This window comes from Halorientalis brevis (assembly GCF_023077655.1).
The window spans coordinates 327,512-351,393 of sequence record NZ_JALLGV010000003.1; the positions used below are offsets into that span (position 1 = coordinate 327,512).

At 66.9% G+C, this 23,882-nt stretch carries 19 protein-coding genes; 11 read left to right on the forward strand and 8 right to left on the reverse strand.

Features of this window, described 5'->3' with window-relative positions; all coding sequences use genetic code 11:
* Positions 1 to 93: 93 nt before the first annotated feature.
* Both trmB and gfcR read right to left on the reverse strand, forming a co-directional pair.
* Positions 94 to 1,143 carry an HTH-type sugar sensing transcriptional regulator TrmB gene (gene trmB, locus MU553_RS07120; protein WP_247377139.1) on the reverse strand — a complete coding sequence of 350 codons (1,050 nt, stop codon included), beginning with the start codon at positions 1,141 to 1,143 and terminating at the stop codon, positions 94 to 96.
* 39 nt (positions 1,144 to 1,182) lie between these two features.
* Positions 1,183 to 1,821: a transcriptional regulator GfcR gene (gene gfcR / locus MU553_RS07125; RefSeq protein ID WP_247377141.1), complete on the reverse strand. Its 639-nt coding sequence runs from the start codon at positions 1,819 to 1,821 to the stop codon at positions 1,183 to 1,185.
* A gap of 303 nt (positions 1,822 to 2,124) precedes the next feature.
* Between gfcR and MU553_RS07130 the strand changes: the two genes are divergently transcribed.
* The gene (locus MU553_RS07130; RefSeq protein ID WP_247377143.1) at positions 2,125 to 3,381 is read left to right on the forward strand and encodes an HAD family hydrolase; all 1,257 of its coding nucleotides are present in this window, start codon (positions 2,125 to 2,127) and stop codon (positions 3,379 to 3,381) included.
* Positions 3,382 to 3,432: 51 nt separating this feature from the next.
* Here MU553_RS07130 and MU553_RS07135 read toward each other — a convergent pair whose 3' ends face one another.
* Positions 3,433 to 3,726: a ubiquitin family protein gene (locus MU553_RS07135; protein ID WP_247377145.1), complete on the reverse strand. Its 294-nt coding sequence runs from the start codon at positions 3,724 to 3,726 to the stop codon at positions 3,433 to 3,435.
* Positions 3,727 to 3,831: 105 nt separating this feature from the next.
* On the opposite strand from MU553_RS07135, the gene MU553_RS07140 reads away from it, so the two are divergent.
* From MU553_RS07140 to MU553_RS23750, 6 genes are all read left to right on the forward strand, one after another.
* Positions 3,832 to 4,749, forward strand: coding sequence for a dihydrodipicolinate synthase family protein (locus MU553_RS07140; RefSeq protein WP_247377147.1), 918 nt, complete (start codon positions 3,832 to 3,834; stop codon positions 4,747 to 4,749).
* 76 nt (positions 4,750 to 4,825) lie between these two features.
* Entirely contained in the window at positions 4,826 to 5,095 is a 270-nt protein-coding gene (locus tag MU553_RS07145; RefSeq protein WP_247377149.1) for a hypothetical protein, read from the forward strand.
* Between the two features lie 72 nt (positions 5,096 to 5,167).
* Positions 5,168 to 6,406, forward strand: coding sequence for a mandelate racemase/muconate lactonizing enzyme family protein (locus MU553_RS07150; protein WP_247377153.1), 1,239 nt, complete (start codon positions 5,168 to 5,170; stop codon positions 6,404 to 6,406).
* Positions 6,407 to 6,787: 381 nt separating this feature from the next.
* Complete coding sequence (cheB, locus tag MU553_RS07155) at positions 6,788 to 7,849, forward strand: chemotaxis-specific protein-glutamate methyltransferase CheB (RefSeq protein WP_247377155.1); 1,062 nt, start codon at positions 6,788 to 6,790, stop codon at positions 7,847 to 7,849.
* Positions 7,849 to 8,262 (forward strand): response regulator, encoded by a 414-nt coding sequence (locus MU553_RS07160; RefSeq protein ID WP_247377157.1) that lies wholly within the window; start codon positions 7,849 to 7,851, stop codon positions 8,260 to 8,262. The genes cheB and MU553_RS07160 overlap by 1 nt, the downstream gene beginning before the upstream one ends.
* A complete protein-coding gene (locus tag MU553_RS23750) occupies positions 8,259 to 10,832 on the forward strand; it encodes a PAS domain S-box protein (protein WP_247377159.1) in 2,574 nt (857 codons plus the stop codon). Before MU553_RS07160 ends, MU553_RS23750 begins: the two co-directional genes overlap by 4 nt.
* Positions 10,833 to 10,844: 12 nt before the next feature.
* Here the strand turns inward: MU553_RS23750 and gfo6 are convergent, their stop codons facing one another.
* Positions 10,845 to 11,927 (reverse strand): D-xylose 1-dehydrogenase Gfo6, encoded by a 1,083-nt coding sequence (gene gfo6 / locus MU553_RS07170; RefSeq protein WP_247377161.1) that lies wholly within the window; start codon positions 11,925 to 11,927, stop codon positions 10,845 to 10,847.
* Between the two features lie 50 nt (positions 11,928 to 11,977).
* Positions 11,978 to 12,556, reverse strand: coding sequence for a hypothetical protein (locus MU553_RS07175; RefSeq protein ID WP_247377163.1), 579 nt, complete (start codon positions 12,554 to 12,556; stop codon positions 11,978 to 11,980).
* Between the two features lie 243 nt (positions 12,557 to 12,799).
* Between MU553_RS07175 and ppc the strand changes: the two genes are divergently transcribed.
* Together ppc and MU553_RS07185 are read left to right on the forward strand one after the other, a co-directional pair.
* Positions 12,800 to 15,496, forward strand: a complete 2,697-nt coding sequence (ppc, locus tag MU553_RS07180) for a phosphoenolpyruvate carboxylase (protein ID WP_247377165.1) — start codon at positions 12,800 to 12,802, stop codon at positions 15,494 to 15,496.
* Between the two features lie 80 nt (positions 15,497 to 15,576).
* Positions 15,577 to 16,407 (forward strand): aldo/keto reductase, encoded by an 831-nt coding sequence (locus MU553_RS07185; protein WP_247377166.1) that lies wholly within the window; start codon positions 15,577 to 15,579, stop codon positions 16,405 to 16,407.
* 31 nt (positions 16,408 to 16,438) lie between these two features.
* Here MU553_RS07185 and MU553_RS07190 read toward each other — a convergent pair whose 3' ends face one another.
* From MU553_RS07190 to glpA, 3 genes are read right to left on the reverse strand one after another with little or no spacing between them, the layout of a single operon-like run.
* A complete protein-coding gene (locus MU553_RS07190; protein ID WP_247377168.1) occupies positions 16,439 to 17,767 on the reverse strand; it encodes an anaerobic glycerol-3-phosphate dehydrogenase subunit C in 1,329 nt (442 codons plus the stop codon).
* Positions 17,764 to 19,038, reverse strand: a complete 1,275-nt coding sequence (gene glpB, locus MU553_RS07195) for a glycerol-3-phosphate dehydrogenase subunit GlpB (RefSeq protein ID WP_247377170.1) — start codon at positions 19,036 to 19,038, stop codon at positions 17,764 to 17,766. Before glpB ends, MU553_RS07190 begins: the two co-directional genes overlap by 4 nt.
* On the reverse strand, positions 19,028 to 20,761 hold the full coding sequence (gene glpA, locus MU553_RS07200; protein ID WP_247377172.1) for an anaerobic glycerol-3-phosphate dehydrogenase subunit GlpA: 1,734 nt from the start codon (positions 20,759 to 20,761) through the stop codon (positions 19,028 to 19,030). The genes glpB and glpA overlap by 11 nt, the downstream gene beginning before the upstream one ends.
* A gap of 476 nt (positions 20,762 to 21,237) precedes the next feature.
* On the opposite strand from glpA, the gene glpK reads away from it, so the two are divergent.
* A complete protein-coding gene (glpK, locus tag MU553_RS07205) occupies positions 21,238 to 22,776 on the forward strand; it encodes a glycerol kinase GlpK (protein WP_247377174.1) in 1,539 nt (512 codons plus the stop codon).
* 2 nt (positions 22,777 to 22,778) lie between these two features.
* Positions 22,779 to 23,879 (forward strand): DUF7973 family transport facilitator, encoded by a 1,101-nt coding sequence (locus MU553_RS07210; protein ID WP_247377176.1) that lies wholly within the window; start codon positions 22,779 to 22,781, stop codon positions 23,877 to 23,879.
* The last annotated feature ends 3 nt before the right edge of the window (positions 23,880 to 23,882 follow it).

The following is a 23,882-nucleotide window of genomic DNA, read 5'->3' on the forward strand; positions in this document are numbered from 1 at the left end:
CGGACTGGATACCGCACTCCGCGAAAACGGCGGCGGTCAGAATCGCGACCGACTCGTGGACCTCCGACGCGCTCCCTGGTGTCTCGCGCGTCGTTACACGCCCGGGGGCTGGTCTTTCCCGACGCGGATCTCGTGGGCTTCGATGTCTTCTAAGGCGGCGACCTGGCCGCCGACTTCGACGGGGCCGTCGTCGGTCTCGACGATGAGGGTCGCGGTCTCGCGGCCGGCGCCGAAGGTCGCGTCGTCGATCGGTCCTTCGACGACCTCGCGGTCTCCCGAGCGCACGTCCCGGCCCTCGATGGAGGCGTAGAAGTCGCCCTCGGCGTGGCGCAGGTCGGATATGCACCGGCGGATGGTCGCGTAGCGGCGCGGGAACGGCCGGTCGTCCGGTCCCTCGGCGATGGTTTCGGCGGTCGTCCAGAGGACTGTGTTGAGGAACCCGGAGACGAGAAACCCCAGTTCCGAGCGGTTGAAGATGACGCCGTAGCGGTCGCGATCGCCGCGGAGGGCCTCCTGGGTGGCGTAGACGGAGTAGTCGCCGTCGGCGACGGCGACGATGGGGGTCGTGATTCCGCGGCGGGCGCGCACGGTCGTGGCGACCTCGAGGTAGTCGAACGACTCGGGGTCGGGCACCTCGGCGGCCGGCGACAGCAGGAGTTCGATGGCGACGCCGTCCTCGTGCTGGGCGATCAGCTCGTCCTCGAACCGTTCGAGGAGTTCGGGCGACAGCGAGAGGATGAGTTCGTACTCCGCGCCGGTGATGACCTCTTCGAGGTACCGGAGGATGGTCGAGCGGGACTTGATGAGCGAGACGGCCTCCGTGTCGCGGGCGGGGGCGGTGTAGCGCTGTTCGAGCCCGTCGACGAGGTCGTCCAGCGAGGACTGGATGTCGTCGAACGCTTCCTCGGGGTCGATCGCGAGGACGCGCATCGGCCGGGTCTCCTGGAGTTCGACGAGGCCGGCGTCGGCGAGGCCGCGGACGGTGTCGTAGACGCGCGGCTGGGGAATGTCGGTGTGGTCGGCGATCTCGGAGGCGGTCAGTTGTCCGTGTTCGAGAATCGAGAGATACGCCTGCGCCTCGTACTCGCCGAAGTCGAACCGCTCGGCGACGCGCTCGAGTGCGGCGTACAGGTCGTCGGCCATGTCGGAGGTGAGTCCGACGAGTCAAATCAACCCTTCCTTTCAGTCGTCGTTGCCGACGCGGATGACCTGAACGAGCGAGTAGACGGGGACGCCCTCGATCTCCTCGGTCCCCTTCTTGTCGACCAGCACGACGCAGGCCACCGGCTCGCCGCCCTGCTCGCGGATCGCCTGGACGGTCTCGGTCATCGTCGTCCCGCTGGTGATGGTGTCGTCGACGACGTAGCACTCCCGATCGCGAATCTTCGCGAAGTTGCGCGAGAACGTCCCGCCCAGTTCGTCCATGTCGTCGTCGTCCCACTGGTGTTTCCGCGGCGCGTAGGTTCCCAGGTCCGTATCCAGTTCGCGAGCGACGGCCGTCGCCAGCGGTGCACCCGCCTTCTCGATGCCGATGGTCAGGTCCACTTCTTCGCCCTGTTTCGAGAGCAGGTCGGCCAGGGCAGCACTGATGTGCCACATGCGGTTCGAGTCGCGACCGATCGTGTTCCAGTCGACGTGGATGTCGTCCGGGCCGCCGGTGGACTGCTGTGTCTGGGTCGTGGTCGTGCTCTTGCCGCTGCGCTCGACCAGCCAGCTCGCCGTCTCACGGGAGACGTTCAGCTCGTCAGCGATCTCCCCCTTCGAGAGCCCCCGATCCGCCAGCTCCGCCGCGCTAGTCATCAGGTCGTCGATATTCTTCATAGGTAGCCCGTTCGACGGCGTTCGTTATTGTCCTTTCCCCGGCCGCTCTGGACGACGGCCCGGGACTGGCGTCTGCCAGCTGTCCGCACCGTGCTCACCACACACCGAATAATTTATTTGGTAATGAGTAAATATTCGGATCGCAGGGTCGATACCGGCTGACTTGGACAGAAAGCACGGACAGATTCTCCCTGCATTCCCGGACCGCTCTCTCCGTCACTGCGAGTGGATTCGCCGGTCCGTCGTACTCGTCCCACCCCGCGGCCCCCGCAGTCTTTTGGTCTGACGCGTCCACACGGAGATATGGAACGCTACGACCAGCTCTACCGCCTCTACGACGAGTTCGACACCGGTCGACTCCGGGCCTATCAGGACTTCGTCGATCTCTTTCCGCCGGTCGACTCGCGGGTCGCCCTGGAACACTGGCAGAACGCCAGCGACGAACTCGCCGAAGGGAAAGACGAGATCCGCGACGCCTTCCCCAGCACCGGCGAGACCTTCGCCGCCATCGCGTCGAAGGCCACCCGGGAACAGGCGTTCACGGCGCTCGATCTGCTCTCGAAACACGGCCAGCCCGTCAACGCGCTGGTACTGGACGTCGACGAGACGCTCCGGTCGGCCGGCCAGACCGACAACGAGATCCCCCGCGACACGCTGCACCTCCTGACGGAGTTCTACGAGGACGGCATCCCCATCGTCGTCTGTACCGGCCAGACCCTGGAAAACGTCAAGGGGTTCCTCATCCAGGGCCTGGGTAACGAACTCGTCCACTCGGGGGACGTGAGCATCGTCTACGAGGCCGGCACCGGCGTGTTCACGCCCGGCCACGGTGGCGACACCAAACAACTGCTGTACGAGGACCTGGGCGCGGAAATCAGGAACGTCTTCGACGCCGTCCGCTCACGGGTCCTCTCGGACGCCCCGGACGACCTTCGACGGGGCTGTCACCTCCAGGGCAACGAGTTCAACGTCACGATGAAACCCAACTTCGAGACGGGAAGCAGCGACGCCCGGGCCGTCATCGACGAGGCGCTGATCTACGAACTCGACTTGCTCGGCGACACCGTCTGCGAGGAACTCGGGTCTGACGCCGACGCCGAGCTGGCCGGCCAGTGGGCGCGGGCCTTCTACGCGGCCCAGGACCCCGAGATTCGGACCGTCCTCGAAGAGCACGGCGAGTACCCGGACGCGACGGCCGACGACGTGCCCGCCGACGTCCGGGACGTGTTCGAGCGGATCGACGTCGCCTACTACGAGGCCGACGCCGCCGAGATCGGCAGCCTCGAACTCAACAAGGTCGTCGGCGTCGAGGCGGCCTTCGACGTACTGGACATCGACGAGCCGTTCAGCGTGGTGATGGGCGACAGCAAGAGCGACCTCCGGGTGATGCGGTGGGTCCAGGAGCACGACTACGGACTGGCGGCCGCGCCCGAACACGCCTCACGCGACGTGCTCGATCACGTGATGAACACGGACGAACTCGTCTTCGATCCCGGGAAGGCGACCGACGTGCTCCAGACCGTCTACGCGCTCAACAGGCTCGCGCGGTTGGAAGGCTGAGAAGACGCCGAGAAACGGCGAACAGGTGGAGAGCAGGAGAGTCAGCGGCGTTCAGGCGTGCGTGACCTTGTCGTGTTCGGAGGTCAGGTGGAACTCGAGCGTGTCACCGGGGGTGAGCGGCGAGGCCGCAGTGACCGGTTCGTGGTCGGCGTCGGGATTCCTGACTGCGATGACGTCCGAGCGGAGGCGCTCGCCGTCGAGCATCCCCGTCTGGACCTGCGTTCCGTACTCGGCCGAGAGCCGTTCGATGACGTCCTGTACCGTGTCTCCGTCACGGACGGCGACGTGCGCTTCGTGGGTCCCCACCCGTGCGGCCAGCGACCGGCTGATTTCTATCTGGCACATAGGTATCCATACCAATGCACTCTGGGTTCAAAAAGTTAACTCACTCTCGAAAAACCATTGGCTGATGGGAGAAACTATTACCGCCAGCCCGTGGCAAGCCAGGATATGGTGAACGCTGCTCCCGCGCCAGGGCGAGACGATCCGCTCTCCCTGCACGGCGTCGTCCCGCCGACCGTGACCGCCTTCGACGACGAGGAATCGGTCGACTACGAGGCGACGGCCGCGCACGCCGAGTTCGTCGTCGAGCACGGCTGCCACGGCGTGTTTCCGCTCGGGACCAACGGTGAGGTTCCGCTGCTAACGCCCGAGGAGCGCCACGGCGTCGTCGAGGCCGTCGTCGATGCCGTCGACGAGGTCCCCGTCGTCGCGGGGGTGGGCGCGCCGAGCACCTACGAGACGGTGCAACACGCCGAACACGCGGCAGCCGCCGGCGCCGACGGCGTCATCGTCGTCACGCCGTACTACTACCCGCTGGACCACGACGGGGCCGTCGAGCACTACCGCCGGGTCGCCGACGCTGTCGACGTCCCGGTGTACGTCTATCACATCCCGAGCAAGACGGGCAACTCTCTCTCGCTGGACACGCTGGCCGACCTCGCTGCCATCGACGGGCTGGCCGGCGTGAAAGACTCCAGCAAGAACGTCCCGTGGCTCGGGCAGGCCATCGACGCCCTCCCCGAGTTGACCTTCCTCTCGGGGTCGGACTCGCTCCTCTTCGCGGGCCTCGAAATCGGCTGTCCCGGGATGGTCAGCGCCGTCGCGAACGTGTTCCCGGAGCTCGTCGTCGACCTCTACGACGCCTACGACGCTGGCGACGAAGCGCGCGCTCGCGAGCTTCAGAGCACCGTCTACGACGTTCGCGACGCGCTCAAGCGCGGCCCCTACATGGCCGGCGTCAAGACCGCGCTCTCCCTCCGCGACGTGGCCTTCGACGTCGGGTCGCTCCGGAGTCCGCTGCGGACGATGGACGCGGACGACCGCGCGGCGCTGGAGACCGATCTCCGGGACCTGGACCTGTTGTAGTCCGGGTCACAGCGGGGCGCTGTTAGCGGCCGAAGCCGTCCCAACGTTGATAGCGGTGCCACGGTGAGAGTGAGGTATGCTGGGGTCGTTCACGGAGTACGTGGGGTTTCCGTCGGTCGTCGCGCTGGTGCTGGGCGGGATCGCGATCCTCGTGTGGGCGGCGACGCTCGGCGGTCGGCTGGGCCAGCTGGTCGCCGGCTTCGTCGGCGTCCTCGTCGTGCTCGGTGGGCTCGTGTTGATGTTTTTCGTCTGGCTCAAGCGGATGAACGCCGACATCGGCGGGAACCGTCACGACATCGAACGCGACTTGGACGACATTCTCGACGAGCGGGAGTCCGAGAAGTGAGCGACCGACGGCGCTGACGTCGGGCCCGCGCCGCGCTCAACCTTTACTGTCTGCTGGGTGCTAGAGCCGGGCATGCGTATCGACTATGCCGGCCTCCACGACCCGAACGCGGAGTACACGATGCGGGACCTCTCCGGGGAGACGATGGGCGTCGACGGCGCTCGCGGAGGCGGGCGCGACGTGGAAATCACGGACGTGCAGACGACGATGGTCGACGGGAACTTCCCCTGGACGCTCGTGCGCGTCTACACCGACGCGGGCGTCGTCGGCACCGGCGAGGCCTACTGGGGCGCTGGCGTCCCCGAACTCATCGAGCGAATGAAACCCTTCGTCGTGGGCGAGAACCCGCTCGACATCGACCGACTGTTCGAGCACCTCGTCCAGAAGATGTCCGGCGAGGGCTCCATCGAGGGCGTGACGGTCACCGCGATCTCCGGGATCGAAGTCGCGCTGCACGACGTGGCGGGGAAACTCCTGGACGTGCCCGCCTACCAGCTGCTCGGCGGGAAGTACCGCGACAGCGTCCGCGTCTACTGTGACTGCCACACTGAGGAGGAGGCCGATCCGGAGGCCTGTGCAGACGAGGCCGAGCGCGTCGTCGAGGAACTGGGCTACGACGCGCTCAAGTTCGACCTGGACGTGCCCTCCGGCCACGAGAAAGACCGCGCGAACCGCCACCTCCGGCCCGGCGAGGTCCGCCACAAGGTAGAGATCGTCGAGGCAGTGACCGAACGCGTGCGCGACCGCGCGGACGTCGCCTTCGACTGCCACTGGACGTACACGCCCAACAGCGCCGAGCGACTGGCGAGTGCGATCGAGGAGTACGACGTCTGGTGGCTGGAAGACCCCGTCCCGCCGGAGAACCACGACGTTCAGCGGAAGGTCACCCACGGTACAACGACGCCGATCACGGCCGGCGAGAACGTCTACCGCAAGCACGGCCACCGCCGCCTCCTCGAAGAACAGGCCGTCGACATCGTCGCACCGGACCTCCCGAAGGTCGGCGGGATGCGGGAAACCCGGAAGATCGCCGACTTCGCGGACACCTACTACATCCCCGTGGCGATGCACAACGTCTCCTCGCCCGTCGCGACGATGGCCAGCGCCCACGTCGGCGCTGCCATCCCGAACGCGCTGGCCGTCGAGTACCACTCCTACGAGCTGGGTTGGTGGGCGGACCTGGTGGAAGAGACGGTCATCGAGGACGGCTACATCGAGATCCCTGAAGAACCGGGGCTGGGGCTGACGCTCGACATGGACGCCGTCGCCGACCACATGGTCGAGGGCGAAACCCTCTTCGACGACGCGTGAGGCTCACGGGTCGCTGACTCCCCGTCCGCACCACGGCGCTCACTCCGGCCGCCCTCGCCCCCTCGCGACGGCTCGGTTCCGCCAGTAGCGGTCAGTACCCCTCTCGTTAGGTATCGCGCTTTTATATGCGAGTTGTGTTGGATCAGACACTGAACGCGTTCGTTCGCCGTGGCTCGCTGGGGTCCGCTGCGGGCGCTGTCGGGCCATGGACGCATCGGGATTCCCCCAACCCATGAGACAGACTCCGATCCGAGACGCCGTTCCAGGCGTGACTCGCATGCGCCTCCCACACCCTCACAGCAACAGATCGACCCGAATTCGCAGCGTCACGCAGCTACCAGCATTCGCTGGCAGTCTCCGAACGCCCAGACAGGATACCTTATGATACGAGTTCTCGTCGTCGACGATTCGCACTTCACGCAGTCACAGGTCGCCAGCTACCTCGAGGAGGCGGGCCACGAGGTCGTCGGCAAAGCGCGAAACGGTAAGCAGGCCATCAGCATGGTCGACGACCACGAACCGGACGTGGTGACGATGGACGTGAAGATGCCGGGAATGGACGGCATCGAGGCCGTCGAGCGCATCATGACCACTCGGCCCACGCCGGTCGTCATGCTCAGCCGCTACACCGAGGACGGGGCCGAGACCACCCTCTCGGCGCTGGAAGCCGGTGCCGTGGACTACTTCCACAAACCCGGTGAGGAGCCGTCGCTGGATCTCTACGAGTACAAGGCGGAACTGATCGACACCATCGAGGACGCCGCCAAGGTCCAGCCGGAACCGCTCGCCCCAGACGAAGACGAGCAGACAGATCGGGACGCGACGGCGGCGTCGGCACCCACCGCGATGCCGGACGCGAACCCGGTCGTCGTCATCGCGAGTTCGACCGGCGGGCCGCGGTTGCTCAAACAGCACCTCGCGTCCCTTCCGCGGGAGGCTGGCTTTCGCGTGCTCGTCGTCCAGCACCTCCGAGAGCGGTTCACCGCCCAGTTCGCCCGCAACCTCGACGCGATCAGCGAGTACACGGTCCGGGAATCCATGGACGGCGCGAGCCTCGGCCCGGGCGAGATCGTCGTCGCCAACGGCGGCTCACACCTCGCCGTCGCGGCCGACGACGGGACGGAACTCACGCTCGGCCACGTCGAGGCTGACGGGGACGTGACCGTGCAGCCGTCGGCCGACGTGACGATGCAGTCGGCAGCTGAAACCGTCGACGGACCGCTCGTGGGCGTCGTGATGACGGGACTCGGAACGGACGGGACCGCCGGCGTGGAGGCGATCAAGCGCGCGGGCGGGACGACCGTCGCGCAAGACGACGAATCGAGTCCGGCCCACTGGATGCCATCGAACGCCCGCGAGAGCGGATACGTCGACCACGTCACGCCCGCGGACGAACTGGTCGAGACGCTCCTCGGCGCCACGCGCCCGGAGGTCGGCCCGTAATGCTGGTGTCGTTCGACGCGACCGACCGTCCGATCAGAGTCCTGCACCTCGACGACGAGCGCGGTTCACTGGCGACGACGGAGAACTACTTCGAGCGGTTCTGGGAGGGCATCCGCATCGAGACGACGACCGATCCGAACGGCGCGCTCGACCGCCTACGGGACGACCCCGACGGCTTCGATCTGCTGCTCTGTGACTTCGAGATGCCCGCGATGGACGGGTTGTCCGTCCTCGCCCGCGTCAGGGACGCCGGCCTCGACATCCCCTTCATCCTCTACACCGGGAAGGGGAGTAACGCGGTCGAAAGCGAGGCCATCGACGCCGGCGTGACGGCCTACGTCGAGAAAGGCGAGGGGATGGATCACCTCGAATCGCTCGCCGAGCAGATCGAGGAGGTCGTTGCCGACACGTGACGCCGTACTCGGGATCGCCGGGGCCGACCGACGAGCCCCCGGCCGCGACCGCGGACGTCGAAGCGGTGTTCGAGCGCATCGACGACGGCGTCTTCGCCCTCGACGCCGACGACCGGTTCACGTTCCTGAACTCACACGCCGAGGAGTTGCTCGGCGTCACCGAGGACGCCGTCCTGGGTGAGCCCATCTGGGACGTGTTCCCCGGCGCGTCCGGGACGACGTTCGAGGCGAACGCTCGCCGCGCCATGGAGACACAGGAGCCGGTCATCTTCGAGGCCTACTACGAGTCGCTGGCGGCGTGGTTCGAGGTCAGGCTGTATCCCGACGACGCCGGCCTGTCGGCGTACTTCCGGGACGTCACCGACCGCAAGGAACGCGAGGAGCAACTGGAGGCCTACGAGACGGGGATCAACGCGGCCGCCGACCTCGTCTACCGCGTCGACCCCGACGGCCGGTTCACGATGGTCAACGACACGCTCGTCGAACGGACCGGATACGCCCGCGAGACGTTGCTCGGCGCGCACGTCTCGACCGTGATGAGCGACGACGACGTCGCGGCCGTCGAAGCCCACATCACGACCGCACTGAACGAGGGCGACGACTCGCCGGCCCCCATCGAGTTCGAGGTACAGTGCGCCGATGGCGAACGCGTCCCCGTGGAGACGAACCTCGAAATCCTCCGCGAGGACGGTGCCTTCGCCGGCACGGTCGGCGTCGGTCGCGACGTCACGGAACGCAGGAAACGCCAGCGCGAACTCGAACGGTTCGAGGAGACGATCAACGCCGTCGACGACGTCGTGTACGCTCTCGACGACGACGGCTGCTTCGAACTGGTCAACGACGCCGCCGCAGACCTGACCGGCTACGACCGCGAGGAGTTGCTGGGCGAACACGTCGGGATCATCAAAGACGACGCGACCGTCGAGTCGGCAGAGGAGAAGCTCCGGTCGCTGCTGGCGGGCCAGTCCGTCGAGACCACCTTCGAGTTCCCACTGCAGCCCAAGGAGGGCTCCGACATCCCCGCCGAGGACCACATGACGATCGTCTACGACGACGACGGTTCGTTCACCGGGACGGCCGGGGTCATCAGGGACATCACGGCCCAGCAGGAACGCCAGCGGAAGCTCTCGGGACTGGTCGAGACGACGCAGGACCTGATGGACGCGCCGGACCACCGGACCGTCGCCGAGACGACGCTGGCGGCCGCGCGCGACGTCCTCGGGTTCGAACTCAGCACCGTCCGGCTCTACGACGACGAGGCGGACGCACTCGTCCCCGTCGCGTCGACCGAGATGGTTCGCGAGCGGATGGACGACCGTCCGACCTACGCCGTCGACGAACCGCCGGTCGGCGACGCGTTCCAGACCGGCGAGATCCTGATGGCCGATGACCTCGCTGCGATCGACGACGACGCCGACCGATCGCCGGTGCAGTCAGCGATGTACGTCCCGATCGGCGAGTACGGGGTGCTGGTGCTCGGGGCCACGGAACCGGATCGAATCGACGATCTCGACCGCCAGGTCGCCGAGGTGCTCGCGACGAGCGCCGCAACCGCCTGCAATCGCGCCGAACGGGAGGCGGAACTCCGCGAGGAGCGCGCGTTTATCGACGGCCTCGTCGACTCGATCCCGGACATCATGTACGCGCTCGACGAGGACCTGAACTACATCCGCTGGAACGACCGGCTGCTCGAGGCGACCGGCTACAGCGAGCGCGAGATCGAGAACATGGGCCCGCTCGAACTGATCGCCGACGAGGACGTGGCGGCGATAACCGGGGCGATCGAGGCGATTCTCGACGGCGGCCGTGCGCGCGCCGAGGCCCGAATCGTCACCAGCGACGGCGATCGCATCCCCTACGAGTTCACCGGCGCACCCGTGACCGAGGCCGACGGCACCGTCGAAGGCATCGTCGGCATCGGCCGAGACGTCTCCGACCGACTCGAACGCGAACGGGAACTCCATCGCCAGAACGAGCGACTGGAGCGGTTCGCCAGCACCGTCTCGCACGACCTCCGGAACCCGCTGCGGATGGCCGAGTCGAACCTGGACATGGCGCGCCACGAGTGCGACTCGGACCTCCTCGCGGCCGTCGACGGCGCCCACGAGCGCATGGAAGAACTCATCGACGACCTGCTGGCGCTCGCTCGCCAGGGCCAGACCGTCGACGAAACCGAACCCGTGAGCCTGGCGACCGTCGCCGGAGACGCCTGGGAACACGTCGACGCGCCGACGGGCGAGTTGACGATCGACGCCGACGGGCGCCTCGACGCGGACCCCCAGCGGCTGCTCCAGGCCTTCGAGAACCTCTTCCGGAACTCCCTGGAACACGCCGGGCCGGACGTGTCGCTCCGCGTCGGGACGACGCCGTCTGGCTTTTTCGTCGCCGACGACGGTCCGGGGATTCCCGCCGACGAACGCGACGCCGTCTTCGAGTACGGGTACTCGACGACCGAGACCGGAACCGGGCTCGGGCTGGCCATCGTCGAGGAAGTGTTCTCCGCCCACGGGTGGGACGTCCGGCTCACCGAGAGCGACGCCGGCGGCGTGCGGTTCGAGGTGCAGACCTGAGCGTTCTCGACCTTACAACTCGACGCGTTCGGTGCGCTCGGCAGCCTCGTAGATGCCTTCGAGGGCACGCATGTCGACGAGGCCGTGGCGGCCGTCGCCGACCGGCTCCCGGTCGGTGTGCAGGCAGTCCGCGAAGTAGTCGAACTCTTCGCGCATCTGGTCGACCTGCTCGAAGGTGGTGTCGACGCGCGTCCCGGCGCGAGAGACCGTGAGTTCCCGAGGCTCCGTGGCGAAGAACGCTGGGTCGAGCGTCGCTGTTCCCTCCGTTCCGATCACCTGGAGGTGGCTCGACTGGACGGCGTTCTGGCTGGCGGTACAGGCAGCAAACACGCCGCCCGGGAACTCGATCGTGAACGCCGCCCGTTCGTCGGGGACGGCGTCGAAGGCGTCGCTCGTCGAGTCCATGCTCGCCTGGACCGCGACCGGATCGGCGTCGAGGACGTAGCGAGCGGTGTTCAGCGGGTAGAGGCCGATGTCGGTGACGCTCGCGCCCGGGCCTGCGAGGTCCGGATTCAGTCGCCACTGATCCGGATTCGGGATCATCTCCATGAGCCGCTGGGACATGTGCCCGTGGAGTTGCACGGGCTCACCGAGCAGCCCCTCCTCGACGAGGTCGCGGAGCCGTCGAACGGCCGGTTCCGTGTGCATTCGGTAGGCGACCATCAGGGTGACGCCGGCGTCCTCGGCGGCAGTCACCATCGCTTCGGCTCGATCGACGGTAGCTTCCATCGGCTTCTCACAGAGGACGGCCTTCCCGAACTCGGTGGCGGATTTGACGTACGGCAGGTGCGTGGCGTTCGGCGTCGCGACGTAGACGGCGTCGTAGATGTCCCGGGCGACCCCGTCGTGGAACTCCTCGTCCGTGATGCCGGCTTCGACGGATTCGACGCTGTCGGCGACCGACTGGGCCTTCTCTTTGTCGCGGCTGACGACGACGCTCGTCTCGCAGAGCGCCGAGTCGGCGACGGCGGGGATGGCCTCCTCACGGGTCCACCATCCCAGGCCGATCATGGCGAAGCGGACTGGCTCCTGGTCACCGCTCGTGGCCTGCCAGTCTCGCTCGGTGAACTCGTCGAAGTACCGGTGGATGTCCATACCGTGGGTTCACGCCGGACTGAAAAAGACGTTTGGCTGGCCCGGGGTGCTTAGCTCGTCTCGAAGTGCCTGACGACAGTGTGACGACAGGACTCGTGGGGGATCAGGTCCTCGGCGCGCTCGGGCGTGCCGCCGTCGTGATCGCTGGCCGCCTCGCGGATCAGTTCGCGCAGGCGGTCGGGCGTCACGGGGCCCTCCGCGTCGATCGCCGACCGGACGTCGGCACAGACAGGCGAGTCGTCCCTGCCCACGGAGTCGACCCAGCGGACGCTGACCTCGTCGTCGCTCTGTGCAGTGAACTTCCGGACGCGAGCGAGGTTGCGGATGGACCCGACTTCCGTGTCGACGATTGTCCGGGCGCGGTCCTCGTCGACGTCGACCTCGCGAACCAGCTGGTCGACGATCATCGTTCTGGCGTACCCGTCCTCGCGACTCACTGCCGCGTCGAGAATCTCGGCGATCCGCCGGGCGTCTTCGCTCGCCAGCTCGTAGTGTTCCATGATCGCTCCCGCGCGACGCTCGACGTCGACCTGCAGGTCCAGTTCCGCTGGCGCATCGGCGGCGCCGCCGCCGTCTCCCGACGCCTCGTCCGCCTCGAACAGCCCGGTGAACCAATTCAGAAGCCCCATGCCAACCGATACCGTGGTCTCTGTCTTAAACTCCGGGCGAATTTCGACGGCTGAGACGGCCTCGACCGTCCGGACCGTCCCGACGGCGCAGTGTTCCTGCGCGACTCGTTCCCGGAGTTCGACTCGCGACCGTCACTCACACTCACCGCGCCGCGCCGATATGTAATAGATATTTACTCGAGTATGAGTTGTAATTTGGGAATTTTCGTCAGTGTTTTACGTGGCGCTGTGTGGTGATATGGTATGGATTTACACGCCAGGGACGTGACCCAGGACGTGCAGGAACTGGGGTCGCTACTGGGAGAGATACTGGCGGCACAGGCGTCGACCGACGCGCTGGAGACCGTCGAGCGATTGCGGACGTCGGCGATCGCCTACCGGCGCGGTGAGGCGGCGTCGCGGGAGGCGGTCCACAGGGAACTCGACCGACTGGAGGCGGATCGCCAGGACGTCGTCGCGCGGGCGTTCACGACGTATTTCGAGCTCATCAACCTCGCGGAGGAACGCCACCGGGTGCGGGAGATCCGCGAGGGCAGCCAGCGAGGGATGCTCTCGGACAGCATCGAAGCGGCGGTCAGCCGACTCGCCGACGCCGACGCGGACCCCGAGACCGTCGAGCAGGTGCTGACGGACGTGCTGATCCAGCCGACCTTCACCGCCCATCCGACCGAAGCGCGCCGGAAGACCGTCAAGGCGAAACTCCGGTCGGTCGCCGACGATCTCGAAACGCTCGACGAAGTCCGACTGACCGACCGGGAGCAACGGGCCGTCGAGCGGGACCTCCACGCCGAGGTGACGAGCCTCTGGCAGACCCCGCAGGTCCGCCGGCGACGGCCGGAGGTGACCGACGAGGCGCTGAACGTCCAGTGGTACCTGGAGAACGTCCTCTTCGACGTCATCAGTGAGGTGTACGACGAACTCGAACGCCATCTCGACGAGCAGTTCGACGCCGACGTCGACGTCCCCAAGCTCTACGAGTTCCGCTCGTGGGCCGGCAGCGACCGCGACGGCAACCCCTACGTCACCCCAGAGATCACCGAGGAGACCCTGGAGCGCCAGCGCGAGACCGTCCTCCCGATGTACCGGAACGAACTCAAGGCGCTGTCCGGCGTCCTCAGCCAGGACGCCAGTCAGATCGACCCCGGCTCGGCCTTCGAGGACCGGCTCGCCGCCGACCGCGAGCGACTCCCCGGCGTCGCCAGCGGGGCCGAGGCGCGTTACCCCGAGGAACCGTACCGCCAGAAGCTCAAACTGATGCGCGAACGCGTCCTCAGGGTCGGGGACGTCCGCCAGGGTGGCTACCGGGACGCCGACGAACTCGCGACGGACCTGCGGGTCATCGCAGACAGTCTGCGCGCGAACGACGCCGCCGACGTCGCCGAGACGCAGGTCGACCCGCTCGTCCGCAAGGTCGAAACGTTCGGCTTCGCGATGGCCAGCCTCGACGTGCGCGACCACCAGGAACAGCACACCACGGCCGTTTCCGAGGCGCTCGCTCGCGAGAGCATCGACTACGCCGAGATGGACGAGGACGAACGGACCGAGGTGCTGACCGAGGCGATCCTCCAGGACGACGCCGTCGTGGACGTCGAGGACAGGGCTGACCTCGGCGACACGGCCAGTCGCGTTCTCCGGCGGTTCGAGAAACTCGCCGACTGGCAGCGGGAGTTCGGCGTCGACGCCATCGACACCTACGCCGTCAGCATGGCCGAGGAACCCAGCCACGTGCTGGAAGTTCTCTTCCTGGCCGATCAGGCCGGCATCGTGGACCTCCCGGGCTACTGCGGGCTGGACGTCGTCCCCCTGCTCGAAACCGAGTACGCCCTCTCCGGGGCGCGGCGCATCATGGGGACGCTGTTCGAGAACGAGGCCTACTCGCAGGCGCTCGAGGCGCGGGGCAACCTCCAGGAGATCATGCTGGGCTACTCCGACTCGAACAAGGAGAACGGCTATCTCGCCGCGAACTGGAGCCTTCACCGCAACCAGAAGCGCCTGGCCGAGATCACAGACGACTACGACGTGGAGATGCGCCTGTTCCACGGCCGCGGCGGGTCGATCTCCCGCGGCGGCGGCCCGATGAACGACGCGATGCTCGCGCTCCCCCGGGAGACGGTGTCGGGCCAGATCAAGTTCACCGAACAGGGCGAAGCCATCTCCGAGAAGTACGCCAACGACGACATCGCAGAGCGGAACTTAGAACAGATGGCTAACGCCCAGATCCGCGCGCGGTACGAAGCCCTCCAGGAGGGCGCCGAGACCATCCCCGACGAGTGGCTGGACGCGCTAGACATCGCGAGCGACGCCGCCCGCGCGGAGTACCAGGACCTGCTGGAAACCGAGGGGTTCGTCCAGTACTTCGAGCAGGCGACGCCCATCACCGTCATCGAGGACCTCAACCTCGGGTCGCGCCCGGCTTCCCGGTCGGAAGAGCGCAGCGTCGAGGACCTCCGGGCGATCCCGTGGGTGTTCTCCTGGACCCAATCCCGGTGTATCATCACCGGCTGGTACTCGCTGGCGTCTGGCCTCCAGCACTACCTCGACGAGGGCGGCGACGTCGAGACGCTCACCGAGATGTACCGCGAGTGGCCGTTCTTCCGGACGGTGCTCGACAACGCGTCCCAGGCGCTGGCCCGCACGGACGTGGAGATCGCCAGTGAGTACGCCGACCTCGCGGACGACGACCTCCGGGAGCGCATCTTCCCGCGCATCCGCGAGGAGTACGAAGCCGCCGTCGACTTAGTCTGCGAGATCACCGGTCGCGACAGCCTGCTGACCCGCGAGTGGCTCGAGGAGAACCTCCAGCGCCGAAACCCCTACGTCGACCCGCTGAACCTGCTACAGGTGCGCCTGCTCGGTGAGGCCGACCTCTCGCCCCAACAGGAGCGGACGCTCCGCCTGACTGTGCAGGGGATCGCTGCCGGGATGAAGAATACGGGGTGAGACGGCTGTTGTCGGCTGGTCACGACCGGCGTCCCGGAAGTCGGCAGCCCTTTAGACGACCCCTGTGAAGGCAGACTCGTATGTCTATTCCGACGCGAACGCTGCCCAGTGGCGACGAGATGCCGCAACTCGGCGCTGGGACGTGGAACATCTCCGGCGAGACCGTGACCGACGCAGTTCGGACGGCGCTCGACGCGGGCTACACCCACGTCGACACCGCCGAAGGCTACAAAAACGAAGCCGAGGTCGGCGCCGCGCTGTCCGAGTACGACCGCGAGGACGTCTTCCTCACCTCGAAAGTCCTCCCGAAGAACCTCCATTACGAGTCCGTGTTGGAGTCATGCGAGGCCAGCCTCGACCGGCTCGGAACGGACTACCTCGACCTCTATCTGATCCACTGGCCGAACCCGACGATCTCGCTCCGGGAAACGCTGGACGCCCTCGAACGCCTCCACGAGGAGGGGAAAGTCCGCAATATCGGCGTGAGCAACTTCAGCAAGTACCAGCTCACGTTCGCGCAGAAAGTGAGCGACGTCCCCATCGCCGTCAACCAGGTGGAGTACCACCCCTGGCTCAACCAGGACGACCTCCTGGCGTACTGTGAGGATAACGACGTCGTCCTCACCGCGGCCGCGCCGCTCGCCCGCACCGAAGTGCTCGACGATCCCGTCGTGCAGGACGTGGCCGCGTCCTACGAGAAGACGCCGGCCCAGGTCGTCCTCCGCTGGCAGATCCAGAAGGGCGTCGTGACGATTCCCAAGTCCTCGACGCCCGCACACATCCGCTCGAACTTCCAGGTGGCCGACTGGGAACTCGACGACCAGGACGTGGCCCGCATCGACGACATCGACACCGAAAAGCGCGTCTACATGATCGACCTCGACGACGAGACCTACGGCATTCCGCGCTGAGTGGCGTCGTCCCGAACGACGGTGGGGCAGCTCACCGCGAAACGAGCGCCGCCTCCAGCACTTCCAGCGGATGGCGAATCTCGTAGCCAGAGCCGTGTTCCATCTGCATCGCGCAGGTCGGGCACTCGGTCATGCCGGTCTCGCCCTCGGCTTCGTCCATGTGCTCGAACATCTCCTCGCCGATGGCCATCGACTTCTCGTACTTCTCGGACTTCCAGCCGTACGTGCCCGAAATCCCCGAACAGGACTCGCCCACGTCCTCGATCTTGACGCCGTCGAGGTCGCGGAACAACTCGACCGCCTGCCGATCGAGGCCCTGGCTCCGGGCGTGACACGGCGCGTGGTACGCCAGGTCCGGGAACTCGACCTCGGCGTCCGAGATCGCACTCCCCAGATCCTCGTGAATCCGGAGGTACTCGACGGCCTCGTAGGTGCTCGCGGAGACTTTCGCGGTACCCTCGAAGGAAAAGAGCTCCGGGTACTCCTGACGGAGCGCCATCGAGCAGGAGGTACAGGAACAGATGACGTCGTACCCTTCTTCGACGAGCTGTGAGAACTCCTTTATGTTGAGTTCGGCGTCGCGACGGGCGTCGTCTAACATGCCATTGGCGAACATCGGCGTGCCCGAACAGCCCTGGTCGGGGACCGCGATCTGGTAGCTGAAGTGCTCGAAGGTGCGGACCATCGCCTTGGCGACCTCTGGCGTGTTGTAGTTCGAATAACAGCCGTGGAAGTACGCGACGCGCTTGTCCTCGCTCTGCACTTTCGGGCCGCCGCGCTCGGCCCACCACTCGCGGAAGGTCTGCTCGGCGAAGGCGGGGAACTCCCGCTCGGCTGTGACGCCGAACAGTTTCTCGCCGACCTGCCGGACGAGCGAATTGCTCATCACCGCGTTGGCGAGGCGGGGCATCTTGCTCGCGAACCAGGCGCTGATGCGGTAGTTCGCGAGGACGCGGTTGCGCCAGTACTCGACGGACCACGTGTCCATCTGCTCGTCGACGTACTCGCCGCGGGCCTCGTTGTGCATCTGGCTGAGGGGCACGTCCGACGGGCAGGCGGTGTCACAGCGCATGCAGTTCGAGCAGTCCATGATCGAGGCGTCGATGTCCTCGTCGTCCTTGCGCTTGAGCCGCCACTGCTCCGGCCCCTGGAACTTCGGGCCGGGGAAGTCGTCGTCGACCTCCGCGACCGGACAGTTCGTATCGCACGTCGAGCACTTGTAACAGTCGTCGGCGCCCTCCCGGAGGTCGAGGTCGCTGTCCGGAAACACCTGGACCGGCTCGAACTCGTCGCCGGCGGGTATCTCGTCGTCGGGGACGGACGGTACGTCGTCGTCTGGGGGTGATTCTGCGTCGCTCATGTCGCCTCCTCTCCTGCCAGTGTGCCTGCGTGGTAGCCGGTCGCCAGCGAAACGCCGCTGCCTGATTTCTCCGCTGCGAAGTCGTAGTTGCCCAGCACTGCACCGGCAGCCCGGAGATTGTCGAACTCCGCTGTGCCGCCGGCGTCCACGGGCCGCAACTCCCGGTCGGGATCGACGCCGAAGCGGGCGAACGGGTGGTCGCCGAAGGCGTCGTCCCCGAACCAGTCGTAGCGGTCCGGTGGCTGTGCGATGTGGCAGTCGAAAACGGGCTCGCGGACGCCCTCGCGGTCCGAGTCGAGACCCTTCCCGACCAGGCCGCCGGTCGCCAGAACGTACTGCTCGGCCGCATAGGGGACCTCGTTGCCCGTTCGACTCACCGTGACTGACGCGACGGTGTCGCCGTCGCGCTCGAAGCCCACGACGGGGTTGCCGGTCTCGATGCTGACGCCGGCCTCGTCGAGGGCCGCGAAGAGTCGGTCTTCCAGCCGGATGCCCGGGAGACTCGGCGGCCCCATCGGGACCTCGAACACGTCGGCGCCGATGTACTCGGCCAGGTCGGCACGGACTTCGCGGGGATGGTCGTCGCCCAGCACTGCGGGGAAGCCGACCCGCTCGGCGCCGTCGAGGTGCCCTTTCACCAGCTCCGCGAGCGCACGTCGCACGCCACGGGTCCCGCCGTCGATGCCCTCGTCCTGATCGAGCAGGTGGGCAAAGCGGGTCACCTTCGGGTCCGCGCTGAGTTTCACCGGGAACTCGACGGTGACGCCCCGCGCCCGGAACGGCGCACCCGTCGCACCGAGGTGGGTCGCCGCCAGCGGCGCGTCGAACCCGGGCAGGCGCTCGAACCCGACGAGCAGTGCGTCTCGGCCGTCGCTGGCCAGTCCGGCGGCAGCGCTGTCTGGATAGCGGGCCGTGGGTTTGATCGTGCCACCGTGCGTCGGCACGAGCGCGTTCGCGTCGGTGTGGCTGCCTTCGTAGGTACCGGCCGTGATCTCGTCGAACAGGGCGAGTCCCGACGCGACGGCGTCGGTGCCGACGCGCTCGTATGGGTGCCCCTCCGGGAGGTCGTCGATGGCGTCGAACGGATCGACGAGCGGCCCCTCGCCGTCCGGCGTGTACCCGAGGACGTCGACGAGTCCACTGGCGTGGCGGAGCGTGGACTGCTTGTACGAGACCAGGCGCACGTGGGCGCCCGACCGCGCGGCCGAGATGGCTGCCGTGATTCCGGCGAGTCCGCCGCCCACGACGAGAACGTCCTGTTCAATCGCCACGCCGCTCACCTCCGTCCGTGGCCGCACTCGTTCGATTCGCGCTGGCACCTGCCCCCCTCCCGTCGTCGAACGCCGCGAAGTCGATGGTGTCCTCCCGCCGGGCGGGATCAGCGTCTCGGTTCATGGTGGTCGCGTGGAGCGCGTAGGTGAGCATGGCCTGCGAGAGCTGTTCGCCCCACAGCGCGTGGCGCTGGCCCTTCCACCGTTCCTGATAGAGTTCGTCCAGCGCCGCGTACGACTGCTCGGCGTCGTACTCCGGGTGGAGTTCCTGGGCGATTGCGTGGGTACAGAACCCGCCCTGACAGTTCCCCATCGAAGCACGGGTCCGAATGCGGACGGCGTTCAGGTCAGTGCCGGCCTGGCTGATGGCGTCCTGGAGTTCCGCGCGGGTGACGCCTTCACAGCCACAGACGACGGGGTTGGGGTCGGTCGTCGAGAGCACCTCGTCGGCCCGGTCGCCGAGGCGCTGGACGGATCGTTTCTTGATGGGCGAGGTCAGCCCGTAGTCGTCCATCGCGTCCTCCAGGACGCGGAAGTCCTCGCTGCCCGGCAGGGGAGCGTCTGCGGTTCGACAGGTGGCTGACACGCCGAGCTTTGCGCAGACGTGGTCGCTGATGTCCTCGGCCATCATCCGGTAGGTCGTGAACTTCCCGCCGACGATCGAGGTCATGCCCGGGAGATCGTCGCGCTCGGTGTGATCGAGCAGGAAGAAGTCCCGCGTGATGTCCTCGGGGTTCTCGGTGCCGGCGCCCGGCGGTTCGTACAGCGGACGAACGCCCCAGTACGACCGAATGGTTCGGGCCTCCTGGAGGACCGGGACGAGTTTCGAGAGTTCGTCGATCATCAGGTCGACCTCCCACTGCTCTTCCGGGTAGTCTTCGGGATCGTCGACCTCGGCGTCGGTGGTCCCGAGGATGGCCGTCGTCTCGTGGGGCACGATGATGTCGGCGTTGCCCTTCGGCTTACAGCGGTTGATGACGGTGTCCACCTGCCGGACGTTCATCACGGTCATCACGCCTTTCGAGGGGCGGACCTCGATGTCGACGCCGGCCATCTCGCCGATCTGGCCGGCCCACGCGCCCGTGGCGTTGACGACGTAGTCGGCCGCGATCTCTTCGGTCGTTCCGGCCGCGCCGTGGTCGCGCTTTCCCGGGCCGCTCCGGTGTCGAACCTCGGCGCCGACGACTTCGCCGGCCTCGACGAGCAGGTTGGTCACCTCGGCGTGGGTCTCGATGCGGGCGCCGTGGTTCTCCGCGCTGCGGGCGTTCGCGACGCAGAGCCTGAAGGGGTCGACGGCCCCGTCGGGGACGGCGATCGCTCGCTTGACGTCCTTCGCGAGGTACGGTTCGCGCTTGCGTGCCTCCCGCCCGGAGAGAACTTCCGTGGGGATGTCGCACTCGTCACAGCCCCGGAGCTTCCGCTCGAAGTACTCGTCGGAGTCTTCGGGGCGCTGGACGAACAGCCCGCCCGTCTCCTCGACGCAGTGGCTCGCGATGTCTTCGAGGACGCGCGTCTCCTGAATGCACTCTTTGGCACTGGCCTGGTCAGCGACGGCGTACCGGCCGCCGCTGTGGAGCAACCCGTGCATCCGCCCCGTCGTTCCGTGTGTCAGGTTCCCCTTCTCGACGAGGGTGACGTCGACGCCGCGCATCGCCAGGTCCCGGGCGATGCCACAGCCCGTCGACCCACCGCCGATCACGAGAACGCTCGGTGTGTCAGCCATCGCACTGTCCCCACATTGGACTGCGTATACATATTTTTACCGCAGGGGAATCACTATCAGTAAAATACTCTACTCACTCGTCATGATTGATCGCCCGCCAGCCACCAACCCAGCGCTGACGCGGCGGGGAACCGAGTCGCTCCGCGCGTCCCGAACTGTCCGCTTTTCTAAACGAGCGACGGGAATTCCGCCCCCGTGTCGGGTTCTGTCCCGGGCAGGAGATCACGCTTTCCGTGCTGTGGCTCACCGAGCTGCGGTGCTCGGTCTGTCCGGGTCCGGACCACCGCCTTCGAGCACTACTACCTGTTGGAACTTCGGGCCACTGGCATCACCTCCTCGTCACCTCTCTTTGCTTATATCCGGTTCTAGAGGTGCGTTACTGCGTAACACTTATCATCATAGACTATAATTTTTACCGCTAAGACGGCTTTGGCAGTAAAGAAAGCCGTCGTCGACACCAGAGTGGTGAACGCCATATGCCAACAGACACCTACGTCGGTGCGATCGATCAAGGGACGACCGGGACCCGGTTCATGGTCTTCGACCATAGCGGCCAGGTCGTCGCCAACGCCTACCAGAAGCACGAACAGATCTATCCGGAACCCGGGTGGGTCGAACACGACCCGATGGAGATCTGGGAGAACACCAAAGACGTCGTGACGACCGGTCTCACCGAGGCCGGTCTCGAACCGAGTCAGCTGGAAGCGCTGGGTATCACGAACCAGCGCGAGACGACGATCGTCTGGGACGCCCAGACCGGGAAGCCGGTCCACAACGCGCTCGTCTGGCAGGACCGTCGGACGACGGACCGGGTCGAGGAGATCCAGGAAGCCGGCAAGGTCGAGTGGATCCGGGAAAAGACGGGACTGGAGTGCGACGCGTACTTCTCCGCGACCAAGACGGAGTGGATCCTCGACAACGCCGATCCGATCAAGATGGATCGGTCTCGAACCGAGGACATCCGCGACCGCGCCGAGAACGGGGAGCTGATGATGGGGACGATCGACGCGTGGCTCATCTACAACCTCACCGGCAACCACATCACGGACGTCTCGAACGCCTCACGGACGATGCTGTTCAACATCCACGACCTGGCGTGGGACGCCGAACTCCTGGAGGAGTTCGACGTCCCCGCGTCGATGCTCCCGGAGGTACGCCCGTCGTCCGACGAGGACTACTACGGGTACACCGACGCCGACGGCTTCCTCGGCGAAGCCGTTCCGGTCGCGGGGGCGCTCGGCGACCAGCAGGCCGCGATGTTCGGCCAGACCTGTTTCGACGAGGGCGACGCGAAGAACACCTACGGGACGGGCTCGTTCTACCTGATGAACACGGGCAACGAGGCCGTCGAGTCCGATCACGGCCTGCTGACGACGATCGGCTTCCAGCGCTCGGGGGAACCCGTCCAGTACGCGCTGGAGGGCGCGATCTTCATCACCGGCGCCGCGATCGAGTGGCTCGAAGACGTCGATCTCATCGACAACGCGGCCGCGACCGCGGAGATGGCGCGCTCGGTCGACTCCACGGACGGCGTCTACCTGGTCCCCGCCTTTACCGGCCTCGGCGCCCCCCACTGGGACGGCCGCGCACGCGGCACCATCGTCGGGATGACCCGCGGCACGCGCCGCGAACACATCGTCCGCGCGACCCTGGAGTCCATCGCGTACCAGACGCGCGACGTGGCAGAAGCCATGGAGGCCGACTCCGGCGTCGAGACGACGAGTCTGCGCGTCGACGGCGGGGCGGTCAAGAACAACTTCCTCTGTCAGCTCCAGTCGGACATCATCGGCACGGAGATCGTCCGGCCGGAAGTCGACGAGACGACCGCGCTGGGGTCGGCCTACGCGGCCGGCCTCGCCGTCGGCTACTGGGAGACGCTGGACGAACTCCGGGACAACTGGCAGGTCGACCGGGAGTTCGCGGTCGAGAACCCAGACGGGTACGACGAGAAGTACGAGCGCTGGGCCGAGGCGGTCGAGCGCTCGAAGAACTGGGCCACAGACGGAGGTGACTGAGGATGGCCGTCGAAGCGCTCGTCGAAGCGCTCAGCAATCCGGCGCTCTGGATTGCCGCGTTCGCCGGTGGCGCGTTCGGCGCGGCACTGGGCGCGCTCCCGGCCTTCTGTTTCACCGGGTTCATGGTGATCGCCGGCGAGGCGTCCAACCTCGCGACGAAGGCGATCGCGGGCGAACTCGGCGCGATCCAGGGCCAGATCGGGACCGGCATCACGGGTAGCGTGGCGTTCGGGCCGGTGTTCGGTCCGCACATCTCCTTTGCGGGCGGTGCGGCCGCGGCTGCCTACGCGGCGCGGAAAGGGTACATGGACTCCGGCTTCGACTATCACGAGGCCAAGAACATCGCCTACGCGCTCGGCACCAAGCCCGACGTGCTCGCGGTCGGCGGCGTGTTCGGCATTCTCGGAATGCTGATCCGGCAGGTCTCGTTCAACTTCGGCGTCCCGTGGGACCCGATCGCCATCGGCGTCGTGCTCTCGGCGCTGTTCCACCGCCTGGCCTTCGGGTACCCGCTGATCGGCGAGGTTCGGGGCGACAGCATCTTGGACATGACGCCGTTCGCACGCGAAGAGATGCGCCCTGCTCGTAGCACGGCCGCCGCGGCCACCGACGGTGGCACGGTGAAAGAGCGACTCGCCGTCGAGCCGTGGCTCGGCCACCAGTACAAGTGGGCCAACGTCGCCATGATCGGCCTCGTCGCCGGAATTCTCGGTGCCTACACGGCCGTCGTCACTGGCAGCGCGTTCCTGGCGTTCGGCATCAGCGCAGCGACGCTGACCTTCCTGAACCTTGGCGTCGAGCAGATCCCGGTCACGCATCACATCACTCTGCCGGCCAGCACGGCGACGCTCGCAGTGATGGCCTCCGGGGACGCCGCACTCGCCGGGCAGGGCGCTGCGGTCGCCGTCCTCGTCGGCGCTGCCTTCGGCGTCATCGGAGCACTGTTCGGCGAAACGTTCCAGCGCGTCTTCTACGCTCACGGCGACACGCACTGGGACCCGCCGGCCGCAGCGATCGTCTTCTGTACCTTCTTGATCGGGGTCCTGACGATCGCCGGCGTGTTCCCGACGAGCGTCTGGGTCCCGCTCCCGGCCGGGGTCTGACCG